Raw genomic sequence first — 15969 nt, 5'->3', positions numbered from 1 at the left:
GGTTTGGTGGCGATAGCGAAGAGGTCACACCCGTTCCCATACCGAACACGGAAGTTAAGCTCTTCAGCGCCGATGGTAGTTGGGGGTTTCCCCCTGTGAGAGTAGGACGCCGCCAAGCTTTTCAAAGGATCAGTTCCAGTCGGAACTGGTCTTTTTTGTGCTGTTTGAAAGAAGATCACCTTGATACATATGTGGTATAAATCAGGTTGTTTTAATTCACTATAAGCGTGGAGATGCTCTAAATCAACGTGAAAGTCTGTGAAGCATGTTCACTTTTAAGTATGGAGAAAAGTAATAGAGAGAAAGAATAGCCGGTGTATAGATGCCTGATACAAATTCATTCATTAAAATGGAGTTGTATAAGTCTATTTTATTGAAATCAAAACATTCATTGCGTTTAATAGTTGAAATAAAGAAATATCTATATCATTAAAGTATAAAAATTGAAAGGCTGCTGATATTTTTAAAGGATTTACTCGTTTTTAAAGAGAATATAGAGAAGAGAATACAGCTGTTAATCGTTGAATTGAAGCCGTTTTGACTGGTAACATCAACATCATCTGTTAAAAGAAATACGTCATGAAAAATGAAATAAAATTTTTTTAATATAGCCTTTACAAATGAGTAAAACCTGTATATAATAATCTTTGTCGGATCGAGAGATTCCTACATAGTGGAGGATTAGCTCAGCTGGGAGAGCATCTGCCTTACAAGCAGAGGGTCGGCGGTTCGAGCCCGTCATCCTCCACCATATTTATTCTCACATAATGTTAGGATAGATAAAGCCGGTGTAGCTCAACTGGTAGAGCAACTGACTTGTAATCAGTAGGTTGGGGGTTCAAGTCCTCTTGCCGGCACCACTTTCATATGGTAAGATAGACAAGTCGCTTTAAAAGCGAGCCATTAGCTCAGTTGGTAGAGCATCTGACTTTTAATCAGAGGGTCGAAGGTTCGAGTCCTTCATGGCTCACCATTTTCATGCGGGTGTGGCGGAATTGGCAGACGCGCTAGACTTAGGATCTAGTGTCTTTATGACGTGGGGGTTCAAGTCCCTTCACCCGCATTGCCAAACAACATAAAGAAATCCTGTAATGCGGAAGTAGTTCAGTGGTAGAACACCACCTTGCCAAGGTGGGGGTCGCGGGTTCGAATCCCGTCTTCCGCTTATACCATCCACGCCGGGGTGGTGGAATTGGCAGACACACAGGACTTAAAATCCTGCGGTAGGTGACTACCGTGCCGGTTCAAGTCCGGCCCTCGGCATTATAAAATAAGCGCCCGTAGCTCAATTGGATAGAGCGTTTGACTACGGATCAAAAGGTTAGGGGTTCGACTCCTCTCGGGCGCGCCATTAAGATCGGGAAGTAGCTCAGCTTGGTAGAGCACTTGGTTTGGGACCAAGGGGTCGCAGGTTCGAATCCTGTCTTCCCGACCATCTTTTATGGGGCCTTAGCTCAGCTGGGAGAGCGCCTGCCTTGCACGCAGGAGGTCAGCGGTTCGATCCCGCTAGGCTCCACTTTTTAAAAGATTATTTTATATCATGGCGGTGTAGCTCAGCTGGCTAGAGCGTACGGTTCATACCCGTGAGGTCGGGGGTTCGATCCCCTCCGCCGCTATAAAGGACCTTTAGCTCAGTTGGTTAGAGCAGACGGCTCATAACCGTCCGGTCGTAGGTTCGAGTCCTACAAGGTCCACCATCTATACGGAGGAATACCCAAGTCCGGCTGAAGGGATCGGTCTTGAAAACCGACAGGGGTGTCAAAGCCCGCGGGGGTTCGAATCCCTCTTCCTCCGCCATATTTTTAAAAAATGATATCATCGCGGGGTGGAGCAGTTCGGTAGCTCGTCGGGCTCATAACCCGAAGGTCGCAGGTTCAAATCCTGCCCCCGCAACCAAATTTTTTCTCTATTGGTCCGGTAGTTCAGTTGGTTAGAATGCCTGCCTGTCACGCAGGAGGTCGCGGGTTCGAGTCCCGTCCGGACCGCCATTTTAAATGAATACATGGCTCGGTAGCTCAGTTGGTAGAGCAACGGACTGAAAATCCGTGTGTCGGCGGTTCGATTCCGTCCCGAGCCACTTTTACAAATAAATATTAGTATGGCGGTTGTGGCGAAGTGGTTAACGCACCAGATTGTGGCTCTGGCACTCGTGGGTTCGATTCCCATCAATCGCCCCATACATATTTTTGCGGGTGTAGTTTAGTGGTAAAACCTCAGCCTTCCAAGCTGATGTCGTGGGTTCGATTCCCATCACCCGCTCCATTTGCATATCGTTCATGGGCCTGTAGCTCAGCTGGTTAGAGCGCACGCCTGATAAGCGTGAGGTCGGTGGTTCGAGTCCACTCAGGCCCACCATGACTTTCCGCAGTAGCTCAGTGGTAGAGCTATCGGCTGTTAACCGATCGGTCGTAGGTTCGAATCCTACCTGCGGAGCCAAATGGAGAAGTACTCAAGTGGCTGAAGAGGCGCCCCTGCTAAGGGTGTAGGTCGCGCAAGCGGCGCGAGGGTTCAAATCCCTCCTTCTCCGCCATTTTTCTGGCCCGTTGGTCAAGCGGTTAAGACACCGCCCTTTCACGGCGGTAACACGGGTTCGAATCCCGTACGGGTCATTTTTTAAAGAGGTCTAATAAAGACCTCTTTTTTATTTTCCGCAAAACGAAAGACCGCCATCATAGCGGTCTTTTCTTACATATTCATGGAATAGATCGTATAAGACAAGTATGTCGCAAAGAATCCCCATAAAACATAAGGAATCAATAAAATTGGGACAACATTGCTTAGTTTACGTGAGACGATGACAAGCGCGAGTGCTGTCAGTGCTACAAGCAGGCAGTCAATCGTAGCTGCAAATAAATCTTTTTGTGTAAATTGAAAAAAGCTAAAGGCTTGATTGAATACATAATTTAGAAGAAAAAGAATCCAAAATGGTAATGTGATTTTTTGAAAACCATACTTTGCATAAATGATGGCGGCAGATAACGAAATGAGGGCGAATAAGACAGCCCAGACCGCACCGATGACACCACCACTAGGTGTCCATTCAGGTTTATTTAGTGCGTCATACCATTCTCTGTCGATAGGGAACAGGAACCCTGCAATAGAAAATAATGCGTATGTAATAAAGAAGACGATAACCGCCCAAATGATACTTTTTTTAGCCATCCAGAAATCTCCTCCCAATCAATTCACTCTTCAACTTATTTCCCAATTATTACATGATATAAACATCAAGCCCCCAATATGTGGGGACTAATGATTTTTTTTAGTATAAGGTTCTTCTTCGTACGGCTTCAAGTCACCAAACACCGTCATGACACCTTCTTCATCTAATGCTTCTTCATAAGCTTCGTGTGCTTTATTTGGATAGACCTTGCTTGCTTTACCTTCAATATCAGCAGCTGCAAATCCTTCGTAGTCTTCCACATAATCTTCATCTTCTGATTGTGTATACACATCATCGTAAGTCAATGGAGGAAATTCCATATCGGATGGGGTATCAGAGTTTCCATAGCGTTCTACATCTTGGTAGGCATCTTCGCCATCATATGCAGCACTTTCTTCATTTTCAAATTGCCCTGAGGGCGGACTTAATAAGTCCTCTTCAATGGGACGGTTTTGTGAAACAGTCTGTTCTTTGGAATGCTCTGTGCATGTGACGGCGGTGGGAAGGGCTTCTAAGCGTTCTTTAGGAATAGGGGCTTTACACACTTTACACAAACCATAAGAGCCGTCTGCCATTGCTTGGAGTGCTTCATTGATATCGGACAGATGCTCATGTTCCAAACTGTTTAAGGCAATGTCTTTTCCGCGTTCGAATAGTTCTGTTCCTTGGTCGCCAGGGTGGTTATCATAGGCTGACAGTTCGCCCACTGAATCATAAGGAAATGATACTTTCTGTTCATCGTCATGGCTTTTGGCTTCAATTTCTTGTTTTTCATCGAGAAGTCGCTGCTTCAACTGATGTAATTCGTTTTTAGATAACAAAGCGATCACCCTTTCATATCAAACATATTGTTAGTATGAGCAAATTTTTATGTAAGACTTGTGCCAATTTGAAGCAATTCTTCAATAAAAAACGCCTGCGGCTGCAGGCGTTTCGTGTTATGCGAGATAATATTGTAAGATCAATGCGATCGTTAACAGGAAACCAAAAAACGTATTGGTTTGTGCTGTCGATTTCATGGCATTCATTAATTCAATTGGTTTTTCTTTTTGCTTAAATTCTTTAATGGCTGTATAAGCTTTTGGCACACTGAGTAAGACAAGAAGACTCCAAAGACCCACGATATCCATAAAGATATAAACAAAAATGAGTACATATGAGATCACAAACATGGAAAGTAGGATGTTGACGGCCGCTTTACGTCCAGCTAGGATAGCAAGTGTTTTTCGTCCATTCTCTTTATCACCGTCTAAATCACGGATATTGTTCGACAGTAAGATGGCACCAACTAAAATAGAGATAGGTAATGAAATGAGCACAGCTTTTGATGTCAATGTTCCTGTTTGGATATAGAAACTAATTAAAATGATGCCTAGTCCCATAAAAGCACCTGATACAAGTTCTCCAAATGGTGTATAAGCAATTGGTACAGGGCCACCGGTATAAAAATAGCCTGCTGCCATACAAATTAGTCCTATGAGTGCAATCCACCAGCTAGACATCATGCAAATATAGATCCCAAGTAATAAAGAAAGCGCGAATAAGGCATAAGCGAGGCCTAAAACTGTTTTTGGTTTTACACCGTTTCTCACGATCGCTCCGCCGATACCGACAGATTTCTCATTGTCCAATCCGCGAACATAATCAAAGTACTCATTAAACATGTTCGTTGCAATTTGGATAAACATCGATGCAAATAGCATAGCTAAAAATAGCCCAACATGTATTTGACCACTCGGAAGTGCTAGGACAGTTCCTAAAGTAACGGGAATAAATGCCGCTGTTAATGTATGCGGTCGTAGTAAATTCCACCAAATTCGCCAGTTTTTATCAGGCTTAATTGGTGAAAGCTGATCTGATATCGATTGATGCTGCATAAAATATACTCCTTTAAATAAAAAAATACGTACACGTCCAAATTCCAGTTTAGCAAAGTTCAAAAAGGTGTCAATATATTGATGCGATGAAACAAGAAAAAGATGTTTGCTAATCGTTCCCATCTAGAGAGAAAGCTTGATCTTCGAACAGGTCTTACCATTTTTTAAGGGATGTTCTCATTTCAATAAGCGGGAGCGAAAAAATCTTGAAAGCGTGATATAATAAGGATTCGAGGTTTTAAAAGCTGTTTTCTTTACTAAGTTCATCTGTTAAGGTTTATAATAGAAAAGCAGGTCATTCGACATACTCGAATGTTCATGTATTTTTTTACATGATGGTTTTATTTTTATATGTTATTTCATGGATTTTGGAGGAATGTATCATGGTGACAACAGTGCAAAGTACTTTCCGGCAGGAAGCGCTTGCGACATTAGAAGAAGCGAATAACGTCAACCATGCTGTTTTGATAAGCTACTCCAGAAGAGTTGACGATCTGGATCCTCTTGCCTTTTTCCAAAGCGGCGAAGCGGATTTTTTAGGCGAGCGTTTTTTTTGGTCTGATCCAGAAAGCCAAATGATATTTTCTGGACTTGGCAGAGCGGCCGTGATTAAATCATCAGAGCAAGGCAAAGAACGATTCAATATCGTCCATCAAGAATGGGAGCAGCTGAAACAGCATATGTTCCATTTTCATGATGAGAAGGAGTTAAAGCAAGCGGCAGTTGGTCCGCTTTTATTTGGAGGATTTTCATTTGATCCATATGAAGAGAAGGCGCGTCACTGGGAAGCATTTGGCGAGGCTCATTTTTTTGTGCCATCGATGATGCTGACTGTTTCCAAAGAAGGCACGTTTCTAACGATCAATGAATGGAACGAGGTGGACGGGAATGTTCATCAGCTCATTCAAGAGTTAGAACAGAAAGCTTCTAATTTTGATGCATTGCCTGTCAGAAATCATGGACAAGCTGAGCTTGTGCATATGGAAGAGTTAGATGTCCAGGAATGGATGAAAGCAATCCATGAAGCGACAGAACACATTCGTGTGAACGAATATGAAAAGGTTGTTTTAGCAAGAGAAGTCTTGCTTCACTATAAAAATCAAATAGAACTCGCTCCACTATTAGCAGAATTACTAAAACATCAAACAACGAGTTATGTATTTGCTATAGAGCAGGGAAGACAAGCATTTGTCGGGGCGACGCCTGAACGTTTAGTGAAAAAAAGCGGTGGTGAAGTCTTTTCATCGTGTTTGGCAGGTTCCATTGTTCGTGGTCAAGATGAAGTAGAAGATCAGGCACTAGGTGAGGAACTGCTTTGTGATGAGAAAAATTTGATTGAACATCAAATTGTCGTGAATATGATTGAGCAGGCATTTGAAGCAAACTGCCATCATGTGCATAAGCCAAATCAACCAAGTCTTTATAAAACGAAAAACATTCAGCATTTATTTACACCCATTGTGGGAGAAATTAAAAGCAGCTGTTCACTCTTTTCATTAATTGAACAGCTTCATCCAACACCAGCGCTTGGAGGATATCCTAAGGAAAAAGCGGTAGAGGTGATTCGTGAAATCGAACCGTTGAAACGCGGTTGGTATGCGGCGCCAGTGGGATGGATTGACTCTAAGGACAATGGGGAATTTGCTGTAGCCATTCGATCAGGTCTTATTGAGGAAGACCAAGTTCGTTTGTTTGCTGGATGTGGAATTGTAGAGGATTCCCTTGCAAAACAGGAGTATGAAGAAACGCAAGTGAAATTAAGACCAATGCTGTCTGCTCTTGGAGGTCGTCCTATTGAATAATCAAATCATGACAAGATATATTGGCAGATTAATGGATGAATTTGTGCAAAGTGGTGTGAAGGAGGCAGTTGTTTGTCCTGGCTCCCGTTCAACACCGCTTGCGATGCTCGCTCTTGCTCATCAAGAAATCAATGTCCATGTGTTAGTGGATGAACGGTCTGCTGCTTTTTATGCACTGGGTCTTGCGAAAGCGAGCCAAACACCAGTGCTACTCATTTGTACATCAGGTACGGCAGCAGCTAACTTTTACCCAGCTGTTGTCGAGGCACATTATTCTCGGGTACCACTGATTGTTTTAACTGCTGATCGGCCGCACGAATTGAGGGAGGTTGGGGCACCTCAAGCGATTGATCAGCAATTCTTATTCGGTAAGTTTGTTAAATGGTTCACAGACTTAGCTTTGCCAGAAGAAAGCCAAACGATGCTGCGGTATGTCCAGACTGCTGCTGCTAGGGCAAGTCATGTGTCAACGCAGGAGCCAAAGGGACCAGTTCAAGTGAATGTGCCGCTGAGAGAACCATTGCTACCTGACTTGTCTATCGATCCTTTTGATAGAGAAGAAGGAGCTGCGAACAAAGTTTTAGCAGCAGGTCAAGCTCGTCCTGATGATCGGGTTATGTCAGAATTAGTGTCTATCATGAACAAAGCGGCAAAAGGAATCATTGTTGCTGGTGAACTTCACTCGGCGGAAGAGCAGGCGTCAGTGTTACGTCTTGCAAAAGCTTTGCATCTGCCAATTTTAGCTGACCCGCTTTCTCTTTTGCGAAATGGACATGAAAGTGAAGAATACATTATAGATGCATACGATTCTTTGTTAAAAGATGAGGCATTGCAGCAGCATCTCTTGCCTGAAATGGTCATTCGTTTTGGACCGATGCCTGTGTCTAAGCCTTTATTTAAGTGGCTGGAAAAGCATGCGGAAGTGAAGCAGATTGTCGTCGATGCTGCGGGTGGTTATCGAGATCCTGGTTTAAGCGCATCATACATGATTGAAAGTCATGCAGCCTCTTTTGTAGAAGAAGTCTTGATGAGAGCGGAAAAGCGTCAGGATACATCTAATTTACGACGCTGGCAGAGTGTCAATTCTTCTTTTAGAATGCATGCAAATCAATACAATGATGAGGACCTGACATTTGAGGGAAATGTGTATCGTCAGCTGCAGCACCTTTTGCCAAAAGAGAGTGTGCTCTTTATCGGAAATAGTATGCCTATTCGAGATGTCGATACCTTTTTTGAAACGCAGTCAAAACCGTTTCGGATGATGGCGAATCGCGGAGCAAATGGTATTGATGGTGTTGTGTCCACAGCTCTTGGAACATATGCAGCCTTGAAACAACCCATCACTTTAGTCATCGGCGATTTGTCTTTTTACCATGATATGAACGGTCTTCTTGCAGCTAAGCTAATGGACATTCCGCTCACGGTTGTGTTGTTAAACAATGATGGAGGAGGAATCTTTTCTTTCCTTCCGCAGGCATCCGATGAACCGTATTATGAAAAGCTCTTTGGTACGCCGACTGGGTTGAATTTTGAGTATGCATCAAAGCTATATGGGGGAACCTATTCGAAGCCGACAACGAAAGAAGAGTTAAAAGATGTGTACTTGGCGCATATCCAAGAACCAGGGCTTCATTTAATTGAGATTGAAACTGACCGGCATTCTCGCGTGGGCAAACATCGCCAAATGATGGACGAGATATTGAGGGAAGTGAAAAAAGAATGCCTTCACTCATAATACGAATGCACGATGGTGTGGCGTATGAGGTGATAGACCATAACCCATCTGCTGAAAATGCCACGTTATGTTTACATGGCTTTACAGGGAGTGCAGCTTCTTGGGCTTTTTTGAATACTTATACAGAAAAACATACGAGATTGATTCAGGTCAGCTTGCTTGGACATGGCCGCACAGACTCACCAAAGAGTATAAGAAGATATGCAATGTCCCAGCAGCTGGCAGATCTTGTTGAGATTTTAGATCAATTAAAGCTTCACAAAGTGAATATTCTCGGATATTCTATGGGAGGGCGTATTGCTTTATCATTTGCCTCCCGTTATCCAGAACGTGTAAACAAGTTGATTCTTGAGAGTACATCTCCAGGGCTGAACTCTTTTAAAGAGCGGATGGCGAGGCTGAATCATGATCATCAGCTAGCTCAAAAGATCAGACATGAAGGATTAGCGCAGTTTGTGGATTTTTGGGAGAACATTCCGCTGTTTGCTTCGCAGAAATCCTTGCCAGCGGACAGGCTAACGCAACTGAGAGAGGGAAGGCTAAAAGCCGATCCTAACGGGCTGGCTCGCAGCTTAGAAGGTATAGGAACCGGTTCACAGCCGTCTATGTGGGAAGCATTAAAGCAGATAGAACAGCCTGTTTTACTCATTTGCGGAACACTTGATAAAAAGTTCTGTCACATCGCCAAACGTATGCAGCAGGAGCTTGAATACAGTCAATTCACAGTAGTAGAGCATGCCGGGCATACAGTTCATGTGGAACAACCACATTTTTTTGGTAAAATAGTAAGTGAGTTTATTTTATCGCAAGATTAGAGGAGGAAATATTGATGGCTATTGAATGGCAAACTGAGCGTCAGTATGACGAAATTTTATATGAAACATATAATGGGATTGCAAAAATCACCATTAACCGTCCGCATGTACATAATGCATTTACACCAAAGACTGTAAGTGAATTAATTGATGCATTCTCACGTGCTCGCGACAATTCAGATGTTGGTGTCATTGTCCTTGCAGGTGCTGGAGGAAAAGCATTCTGTTCAGGTGGAGACCAAAAAGTACGCGGTCATGGCGGCTATGTAGGAGACGATCAAATTCCACGTCTAAACGTCCTAGACTTACAGCGTTTAATTCGTGTCATTCCAAAACCAGTTATTGCGATGGTTGCGGGCTATGCGATTGGCGGCGGGCATGTGCTTCATGTCGTGTGTGACCTTACCATTGCAGCAGACAATGCGATTTTTGGACAAACAGGACCAAAAGTGGGCAGCTTTGATGCTGGTTATGGATCTGGCTATCTTGCACGTATTGTGGGTCATAAGAAAGCAAGAGAGATCTGGTACTTATGCCGTCAATACAATGCACAAGAAGCGCTTGATATGGGACTTGTCAACACAGTTGTACCATTAGAGCAGCTGGAAGAAGAAACAGTGAAGTGGTGTGAGGACATGCTAGAAAAAAGCCCGACTGCTTTACGATTCTTGAAAGCTGCATTTAATGCTGACACAGATGGATTAGCTGGTATTCAGCAATTTGCAGGAGATGCGACCCTTCTTTATTACACAACAGATGAAGCAAAAGAAGGACGCGATTCCTTTAAGGAAAAACGGAAGCCAGACTTCGGTCAGTTCCCTCGTTTCCCTTGATTCAATGATATGGATGAAAACAGCTTAGTGCATCAGACTGAGCTGTTTTCTTTTATGAAAAGGAGGTGTCATGATGAAGCAACCGAATTGGCTGTTGCACCGTGCGTATTTAACGCCAGACCGGGTCGCACTCATTTATCAAGACAATGAGTGGACATTTCGTGATTTAGCGAAAGATGTAGACCAACTTGCAAATCGACTGACACGTGCATCTTTTAAAAAAGGGGATACGGTTGCGATTTTAATGAACAATCATCCTCACATGGTCATGCTTGTTCACGCTTGTTTTTTATTAGGCTTCAAGATTGTGTTATTGAACAATAAGTTAACAAAAGCAGAGAGACGTTTTCAGCTGGAAGATGCGAAAGTCATGGCTTTATTAACAGAGCCTGCATATGAAAATGAGCATCATGGTGATTTACCTGTTTATACAATAGAGACTTTACCTGATGCAGATCATGATATGGAAAAGAAGGTCGTACATGATATTGATTTAAATGAGACGGCGACTATTATGTATACATCTGGAACGACAGGACGCCCTAAAGGGGTGGAGCAAACGTTTGGCAATCATTTTCATAGTGCTGTTTCCTCGGCATTGAACTTAGGGATCAGGGAGGACGACCGCTGGCTCATTGCCTTGCCTCTTTTTCATATAAGCGGTTTATCCGCTATATTTAAATCTGTCATATACGGTATGACTGTCGTGCTTCATCAAAAGTTTGATGTCGATGAAGTCAAGAATGCTATTGAACAGCATCGAGTGACGATGTTGTCAGTTGTTCAAACCATGCTGTCCCGTTTATTAAGTGGACTTGAAGAGTGTCCGTCATCTTTGCGTTGCCTGCTGTTAGGCGGAGGTCCTGCGCCTTATGCGATGCTTCAAGAGAGTAAGGAGAAAGGATTTCCTGTGTTTCAATCGTACGGTATGACAGAGACCTGCTCGCAAATTGTGACACTTGCGCCAGAATTTAGTGTGGAAAAGCTTGGATCAGCGGGAAAACCCCTTTTTGGGTGTGAATTAAAGATTCAAGATGAGGACCGTCCGTGTCGTCCTTTTGAGCATGGTGAAATCATGGTAAAAGGTGCAAATGTCATGAAAGGCTACCTTTATCGTCAAGAGGCAACAGCTGCTGCATTTGAGCAGGGCTGGCTGAAAACGGGTGATATTGGCTATGTAGATGAGGACGGATTCTTATTTGTGCTTGATCGCCGGTCAGACTTAATTATTTCTGGTGGAGAAAATATTTATCCAGCAGAAATTGAAGCAGTTCTTTTAACACATCCAAATGTAAAGGAAGCCGGAGTGACGGGTATGTATGATAAAAAATGGGGAGAGGTACCTACTGCCTTCCTTGTGACAGATGAGCAGATTCCGGAGAATGAGCTCTATGCTTTGTGTCAGTCGCAATTAGCCAAGTATAAATGGCCCGCCGCTTTTCACTTTGTGGATGAGCTGCCAAGGAATGCGTCGAATAAATTGCAGAGGCACAGACTCAAATCAAAGGGGTTTTTAGATGATTCAAATTGAACGTGTGATCTTATATCATGTCACGATGAAACTCAAGCAGCCGTTTACAACGAGCCTTGGGACCATTTCAGAGCGTGAGTTTATTATTGTCGAGGTCAAAGATCAAACAGGATTAACTGGATGGGGAGAGGTATCTGCCTTCTCTTCTCCGTGGTATACAGAAGAAACCATCGAGACCTGCTATCACATGCTCAGGGCTTTCTTTATCCCGAACGTGCTGACCCGATCTTTTACACATCCTTCGGACATACCAGACAGCTTGTACCATTTTAAAGGCAATAGAATGGCCAAAGCGGGAATTGAGGCAGCTGTGTGGGATATTTATGCGAAGCGAGAAAATAAGTCCTTGCGTGACGTCTTAGGCGGTACTAGAGATAGAATTCCATCTGGTGTCGTTGCGGGGTTAGGACCAATAGATGATATGATTCAGCAAATCGAGCAGTTTGTTGATCAAGGCTATCAGCGTGTGAAAGTGAAAATTAAGCCGGGACAAGATATTGGACTTCTACAAAAGATAAGAGAGTCTTTCCCTCACCTTCCGTTAATGGCGGATGCAAACTCTGCTTATGAATTAAAGGATATTAGCAAACTGAAGCAGCTCGACGATATTCGTTTATTAATGATTGAACAACCTTTAGCTGCAGATGACATTGTCGATCATCGGCATTTGCAAAAGCATTTAAAAACACCAATCTGTTTGGATGAAAGTATTTGTTCTTTAGATGATGCGAGAAAAGCTGTAGAACTTGGAAGCTGTCAGATTATTAATGTGAAGCCTTCGCGAGTTGGAGGGCTGACTGAAGCACTTAAGATTCATGCGTTCTGCAAGGAGCAGCAGATTCCGTTATGGTGCGGTGGAATGATTGAAACAGGCATTTCTCGCGCGCAAAACGTGGCACTTGCATCACTTCCGCAATTTACGATTCCTGGGGATATTTCAGCATCGTCGAAATATTGGGAGCAGGATATCATTTTTCCTGAAATCAAAGTTGAAAATGGGTTTATTGAGGTGCCTCGTTCTCCAGGTATGGGCGTAGAAGTTGATTATCAAGCGCTTCGTTCTTTCTCAGATAAAATTGATGTGTTTACAAAACATGATTTTGTGAAATGAAAACGAATGAATCGCCATTTGCACCATCCATAGAACCACTGTATAGTTAAGGAAAGTTTTTCCTTCCTGTCTGAACAAAAAGAAAGAGCGGTCATCCGCTCTTTCTTACTCTTCTACAAGCCCGCTGTCGTAAGCAAGCTGGCCAACATACTGATGCATGTCATTGGGCATGTCGGAAACATGTCCGTATTCATAATCCCAAAGATTTAAAAAGGAGTGAGCTGCTTGATAAAATGCAGCCTCGTCCGCGTCCTGAATTTCTTCAAGAAACGTTTGAGCAAGCCGATCGTTTTTCAAAGCGAAGCGCCTCCTTTAATGAGACTTAAAGGTCTTGAGGTTTAAACGTTTTACAGTCAGTTTCTTCACTTTTCTCAGCCGTATTTCCTGTATGGCTGACGACATAAATTGCATCTGCACCACAACGATTTCCAGTATTCCAGTAGGAACAGTTGTTTACTTCACAAAGGATTTTTTGACTCATACAGATGACCTCCTTTTGAGTATGTCTTTCATCTATAATGTAACCGAAGCACGGGTCGTTCATTCATGTTAATCTTCCTGACGAATATAACGCTTATCTTTCATAAACAATTTCCAGAAGAAGTAGAACCCAGGGAATAGGATGATAAACCCTACAATATACGTAATAAATAATGCCCTAAATGTGACGGGATCTGTAAATCCAGACATAATGGTAATATCAGGATAAGCCATATAGGGCAAATGCGCATGTCCATACACATAGCTTGCTAAGAAATATTGAATTGTAATGGCGATAACCGCTAAACGTGGTCTCCCTTTCCGATGTTTAAAGCGACTGTTTGGTAAAAATAGAGCCAAACCTGCAAGCAAAAACATGAGTAGAGAAACAAGCAGGATCGGGATGTTCTGCATCATTTTAGTGAACAGCCAATTGGCCTCACTTCTCAGTGTGAGCATGATAAAGAAAGCCATCATGAGAGAAAGCGGACCTGTAATCAGTGCTCCTCTTCTATAAATGTTATAAGCCTCATCTTCGTTTGCAACATTAGAAAAATCAGCTAAAAGCAAAGATGAGAGGAAAAGGGTACTGAAAATCGCAAAACCTACGAAAGAATAGACATTTGCGCTTGTAAAGACCAATCCTAAATCTAATGAGTAGACATTATTCTCCTGAAAGATGAATCCACCATGTGTAATGGGGAGAACCATGATGAGAATGGACGGAATAATAAAGCCGCTAATTCCTGAAATATATGTAACGGCTTTTCTATATTTTTTAGGCAGTGAATGAGAGAAGACGAGAAATCCGCTTCGCAGTGCAAGAAGCAACAAAATAATGCTGCCGGGTATTAATAGAACAGTGCCTAGCACAAATGTTGCACCTGGAAACAGGCTAAACAAGGCAACGACGATGGCCACAATGAAGACGTTTGTTACTTCCCAAGTTGGAGAAAGATACTTATTTGCGATATTTGCGGCCTTTGTCTGCTCTTTATTCATGTAAATCATTGACCAAAATCCTGCACCGAAATCCATTGATGCCATCACTGCATAGATAAACACGAATCCCCATAAGATGGTGATTGCAATGAGTGCATCAGTTGTTACATCCATTTGCATCAAGATCGCTCCCTTTTTAAGATTCTGTTAACCGTAAGTCTTCTTCAATTGAATGTTTTCTAAAGTAGTACGTCAGTACAATCACAGTTGCGATGCCTAAAATGAGATAGACAATGGCAAAAAGGATGAAAAGTGTACCGATAGATCCTGATGATGTGACGACTTCAGAGGTTTTGAGCATTCGATAAATCACCCATGGCTGACGGCCAGTACAGGCAAAGATCCAGCCAAATTCAATCGCCAAGAGACTAAGAGGCCCGCCAAATAAATAAAGGACAAGCAGCCATTTTGGATAATGTTCGCGTTTTAAAATTTTGCGGTAAAACAGTGCTAACACAGCAAAGAAAATGAGCAATGAGCCGATAATGACCATTCCGTTAAATAATGTGTGAATAAATAAAGGCGGCCACTCGTCTCTAGGAAAATCATTTAACCCTTTAACCACAGTATCAAAGCTATTTCCTGCAAGAAAACTAAGCGCCCAAGGGATTTCGATTGCTCCTTTGATTTCTTGCGTATTGGCATCAGTAAAACCGCCAATGGCCAGAGGCGCATGTGATTGCGTTTCAAATAAACCTTCAGCACCCGCTAATTTTTCAGGCTGATATTCATACAGAAGCTGAGCTGATTCGTGACCGTTTAAGGCTGTGAGAAAAGAGAAAAGTCCACCAACAATCAGTCCAAGAAAAAGGGCTTTTCGATGAAAGGTATAGAGCTTTTCGTTTTTTCTTGTTTTCAACATTTTAAATGCAGCGACAGAAGCAATGACAAAAGCGCCTGTTGTAAAAGCAGACAGTACTACATGTGTAGCAGTGACAACAAAACTTGGATTAAAAAAGGCCTTCCAAGGTTCGATATTCGTTATTTCTCCATTGACCATTTGAAAGCCAGCGGGTGTTCCTTCAAAAGCATGTACGTTTGTAATGAGAATCGCTGAAGCTGCTGCACCAATGACAACGAAAATAACGGTAATGATGCGCATGGCTGGTGATAAACGATCTGCTGCGTACACATAAATAGACATAAATAATGCTTCAATAAAGAAAGCATAAATTTCTATTTGAAATGGCAGTGACATGACTTTTCCGATGACCTCCATAAAACCAGGCCATAGAAGGGCAAGCTGCGTACCAGCAATGGTACCGGTTGGAATGGCAACACCTAACAGAACAGCCTGCGCTTTTGTCCATCGTTTGGCCATGATGGCATAATGCGGGTCCTTCGTTTTTTGAAAGATGAGTTCAGCTAACAAAATCATTAGCGGGATGCCTACGCCAAGCGAGGCATAAATAATATGGAAGCCCATTGTTGTGCCGAACAGACTTCTAGCTAAAACGAGATCAGTCAATTTTTTCTCCGCCTTTCTTATCGCATCTCTTTTGATGGTGTTTATTATTCTCCACCATTTTTAGATTATTCTTCCTGACTAAGAAAGCCTGTTTTTTGACAAGTTGTAAAAGAGGGAGTAGAATATAATTATAAAACGTAATCGTTACGTTT

Annotated in this window: 13 protein-coding genes, 21 tRNA genes and 1 rRNA gene; 28 read left to right on the top strand and 7 right to left on the bottom strand. The window is 42.7% G+C overall.

What is annotated here, in order from left to right; genetic code table 11:
* Positions 1-2 precede the first annotated feature (2 nt).
* The 22 genes from rrf (at position 3) to NST01_RS14050 (ending at position 2609) form a co-directional block, all read left to right on the top strand.
* Positions 3-118 (top strand): 5S ribosomal RNA (gene rrf / locus NST01_RS14155).
* Positions 119-675: 557 nt separating this feature from the next.
* A tRNA-Val gene (locus NST01_RS14150) sits at positions 676-751 on the top strand.
* A 33-nt stretch (positions 752-784) separates the two neighbouring features.
* A tRNA-Thr gene (locus NST01_RS14145) sits at positions 785-860 on the top strand.
* A gap of 37 nt (positions 861-897) precedes the next feature.
* Positions 898-973: transfer RNA gene (locus NST01_RS14140), tRNA-Lys, on the top strand.
* Positions 974-980: 7 nt separating this feature from the next.
* Positions 981-1063, top strand: a tRNA-Leu gene (locus tag NST01_RS14135).
* 30 nt (positions 1064-1093) lie between these two features.
* Positions 1094-1165: transfer RNA gene (locus NST01_RS14130), tRNA-Gly, on the top strand.
* A 12-nt stretch (positions 1166-1177) separates the two neighbouring features.
* A tRNA-Leu gene (locus NST01_RS14125) sits at positions 1178-1263 on the top strand.
* Between the two features lie 11 nt (positions 1264-1274).
* Positions 1275-1351 (top strand) — tRNA-Arg (locus NST01_RS14120).
* A gap of 7 nt (positions 1352-1358) precedes the next feature.
* Positions 1359-1435 (top strand) — tRNA-Pro (locus tag NST01_RS14115).
* An 8-nt stretch (positions 1436-1443) separates the two neighbouring features.
* Positions 1444-1516: transfer RNA gene (locus NST01_RS14110), tRNA-Ala, on the top strand.
* 26 nt (positions 1517-1542) lie between these two features.
* Positions 1543-1616: transfer RNA gene (locus NST01_RS14105), tRNA-Met, on the top strand.
* Between the two features lie 4 nt (positions 1617-1620).
* Positions 1621-1697 (top strand) — tRNA-Ile (locus tag NST01_RS14100).
* 7 nt (positions 1698-1704) lie between these two features.
* Positions 1705-1797, top strand: a tRNA-Ser gene (locus tag NST01_RS14095).
* A gap of 22 nt (positions 1798-1819) precedes the next feature.
* A tRNA-Met gene (locus NST01_RS14090) sits at positions 1820-1896 on the top strand.
* A gap of 15 nt (positions 1897-1911) precedes the next feature.
* Positions 1912-1988: transfer RNA gene (locus NST01_RS14085), tRNA-Asp, on the top strand.
* 16 nt (positions 1989-2004) lie between these two features.
* Positions 2005-2077: transfer RNA gene (locus NST01_RS14080), tRNA-Phe, on the top strand.
* Between the two features lie 24 nt (positions 2078-2101).
* Positions 2102-2177: transfer RNA gene (locus NST01_RS14075), tRNA-His, on the top strand.
* An 11-nt stretch (positions 2178-2188) separates the two neighbouring features.
* Positions 2189-2262, top strand: a tRNA-Gly gene (locus tag NST01_RS14070).
* 16 nt (positions 2263-2278) lie between these two features.
* Positions 2279-2355: transfer RNA gene (locus NST01_RS14065), tRNA-Ile, on the top strand.
* A 6-nt stretch (positions 2356-2361) separates the two neighbouring features.
* Positions 2362-2436: transfer RNA gene (locus NST01_RS14060), tRNA-Asn, on the top strand.
* A 3-nt stretch (positions 2437-2439) separates the two neighbouring features.
* A tRNA-Ser gene (locus NST01_RS14055) sits at positions 2440-2530 on the top strand.
* A gap of 7 nt (positions 2531-2537) precedes the next feature.
* Positions 2538-2609, top strand: a tRNA-Glu gene (locus NST01_RS14050).
* A gap of 76 nt (positions 2610-2685) precedes the next feature.
* Here the strand turns inward: NST01_RS14050 and NST01_RS14045 are convergent.
* The 3 genes from NST01_RS14045 to NST01_RS14035 all read right to left on the bottom strand — a co-directional run bounded on the left by NST01_RS14045 (position 2686) and on the right by NST01_RS14035 (position 5040).
* Positions 2686-3162, bottom strand: coding sequence for a TspO/MBR family protein (locus NST01_RS14045; RefSeq protein ID WP_008342900.1), 477 nt, complete (start codon positions 3160-3162; stop codon positions 2686-2688).
* An 87-nt stretch (positions 3163-3249) separates the two neighbouring features.
* Positions 3250-3984: a TraR/DksA C4-type zinc finger protein gene (locus tag NST01_RS14040; protein WP_017367914.1), complete on the bottom strand. Its 735-nt coding sequence runs from the start codon at positions 3982-3984 to the stop codon at positions 3250-3252.
* A gap of 117 nt (positions 3985-4101) precedes the next feature.
* Positions 4102-5040: a 1,4-dihydroxy-2-naphthoate polyprenyltransferase gene (locus tag NST01_RS14035; protein WP_017358382.1), complete on the bottom strand. Its 939-nt coding sequence runs from the start codon at positions 5038-5040 to the stop codon at positions 4102-4104.
* 383 nt (positions 5041-5423) lie between these two features.
* Here NST01_RS14035 and NST01_RS14030 point away from each other — a divergent pair, with 383 nt between their 5' ends.
* The 6 genes from NST01_RS14030 to menC all read left to right on the top strand — a co-directional run bounded on the left by NST01_RS14030 (position 5424) and on the right by menC (position 12867).
* On the top strand, positions 5424-6842 hold the full coding sequence (locus tag NST01_RS14030) for an isochorismate synthase (RefSeq protein ID WP_008342907.1): 1419 nt from the start codon (positions 5424-5426) through the stop codon (positions 6840-6842).
* Complete coding sequence (gene menD / locus NST01_RS14025; RefSeq protein WP_008342909.1) at positions 6835-8577, top strand: 2-succinyl-5-enolpyruvyl-6-hydroxy-3-cyclohexene-1-carboxylic-acid synthase; 1743 nt, start codon at positions 6835-6837, stop codon at positions 8575-8577. Before NST01_RS14030 ends, menD begins: the two co-directional genes overlap by 8 nt.
* Complete coding sequence (gene menH, locus NST01_RS14020) at positions 8562-9392, top strand: 2-succinyl-6-hydroxy-2,4-cyclohexadiene-1-carboxylate synthase (protein ID WP_019743670.1); 831 nt, start codon at positions 8562-8564, stop codon at positions 9390-9392. The genes menD and menH overlap by 16 nt, the downstream gene beginning before the upstream one ends.
* A 14-nt stretch (positions 9393-9406) precedes the next feature.
* Positions 9407-10225 carry a 1,4-dihydroxy-2-naphthoyl-CoA synthase gene (gene menB, locus NST01_RS14015; RefSeq protein ID WP_008342913.1) on the top strand — a complete coding sequence of 273 codons (819 nt, stop codon included), beginning with the start codon at positions 9407-9409 and terminating at the stop codon, positions 10223-10225.
* Between the two features lie 70 nt (positions 10226-10295).
* On the top strand, positions 10296-11756 hold the full coding sequence (locus tag NST01_RS14010) for an o-succinylbenzoate--CoA ligase (protein WP_249669767.1): 1461 nt from the start codon (positions 10296-10298) through the stop codon (positions 11754-11756).
* Positions 11743-12867: an o-succinylbenzoate synthase gene (gene menC / locus NST01_RS14005; RefSeq protein WP_008342917.1), complete on the top strand. Its 1125-nt coding sequence runs from the start codon at positions 11743-11745 to the stop codon at positions 12865-12867. Before NST01_RS14010 ends, menC begins: the two co-directional genes overlap by 14 nt.
* Before the next feature lie 105 nt (positions 12868-12972).
* Here menC and NST01_RS14000 read toward each other — a convergent pair whose 3' ends face one another.
* The 4 genes from NST01_RS14000 to NST01_RS13985 form a co-directional block, all read right to left on the bottom strand.
* Entirely contained in the window at positions 12973-13164 is a 192-nt protein-coding gene (locus NST01_RS14000) for a hypothetical protein (RefSeq protein WP_249669757.1), read from the bottom strand.
* Between the two features lie 25 nt (positions 13165-13189).
* Positions 13190-13348, bottom strand: a complete 159-nt coding sequence (locus NST01_RS13995) for a DUF1540 domain-containing protein (RefSeq protein ID WP_008342921.1) — start codon at positions 13346-13348, stop codon at positions 13190-13192.
* Between the two features lie 68 nt (positions 13349-13416).
* Positions 13417-14463, bottom strand: a complete 1047-nt coding sequence (locus tag NST01_RS13990) for a cytochrome d ubiquinol oxidase subunit II (RefSeq protein ID WP_169476099.1) — start codon at positions 14461-14463, stop codon at positions 13417-13419.
* Positions 14464-14485: 22 nt separating this feature from the next.
* Positions 14486-15817, bottom strand: coding sequence for a cytochrome ubiquinol oxidase subunit I (locus NST01_RS13985; RefSeq protein WP_035391038.1), 1332 nt, complete (start codon positions 15815-15817; stop codon positions 14486-14488).
* Positions 15818-15969: the final 152 nt, after the last annotated feature.

This window comes from Bacillus sp. FSL R7-0166 (assembly GCF_038008935.1).
Lineage (GTDB): Bacteria > Bacillota > Bacilli > Bacillales > Bacillaceae > Bacillus > Bacillus altitudinis.
The sequence above is the reverse complement of the archived record's forward strand: the minus strand, read 5'-3'. Positions and strand labels throughout refer to the sequence as shown.

Excerpts from the sequence above, each read along its gene's own strand:
- NST01_RS13990 (WP_169476099.1), bottom strand. The coding sequence starts at position 14,463 with ATGGATGTAACAACTGATGCACTCATTGCAATCACCATCTTATGGGGA.
- NST01_RS14045 (WP_008342900.1), bottom strand. The coding sequence starts at position 3,162 with ATGGCTAAAAAAAGTATCATTTGGGCGGTTATCGTCTTCTTTATTACA.
- menH (WP_019743670.1), top strand. The coding sequence starts at position 8,562 with ATGCCTTCACTCATAATACGAATGCACGATGGTGTGGCGTATGAGGTG.
- NST01_RS14010 (WP_249669767.1), top strand. The coding sequence starts at position 10,296 with ATGATGAAGCAACCGAATTGGCTGTTGCACCGTGCGTATTTAACGCCA.
- menB (WP_008342913.1), top strand. The coding sequence starts at position 9,407 with ATGGCTATTGAATGGCAAACTGAGCGTCAGTATGACGAAATTTTATAT.
- NST01_RS13995 (WP_008342921.1), bottom strand. The coding sequence starts at position 13,348 with ATGAGTCAAAAAATCCTTTGTGAAGTAAACAACTGTTCCTACTGGAAT.
- menC (WP_008342917.1), top strand. The coding sequence starts at position 11,743 with ATGATTCAAATTGAACGTGTGATCTTATATCATGTCACGATGAAACTC.
- NST01_RS14030 (WP_008342907.1), top strand. The coding sequence starts at position 5,424 with ATGGTGACAACAGTGCAAAGTACTTTCCGGCAGGAAGCGCTTGCGACA.
- NST01_RS14035 (WP_017358382.1), bottom strand. The coding sequence starts at position 5,040 with ATGCAGCATCAATCGATATCAGATCAGCTTTCACCAATTAAGCCTGAT.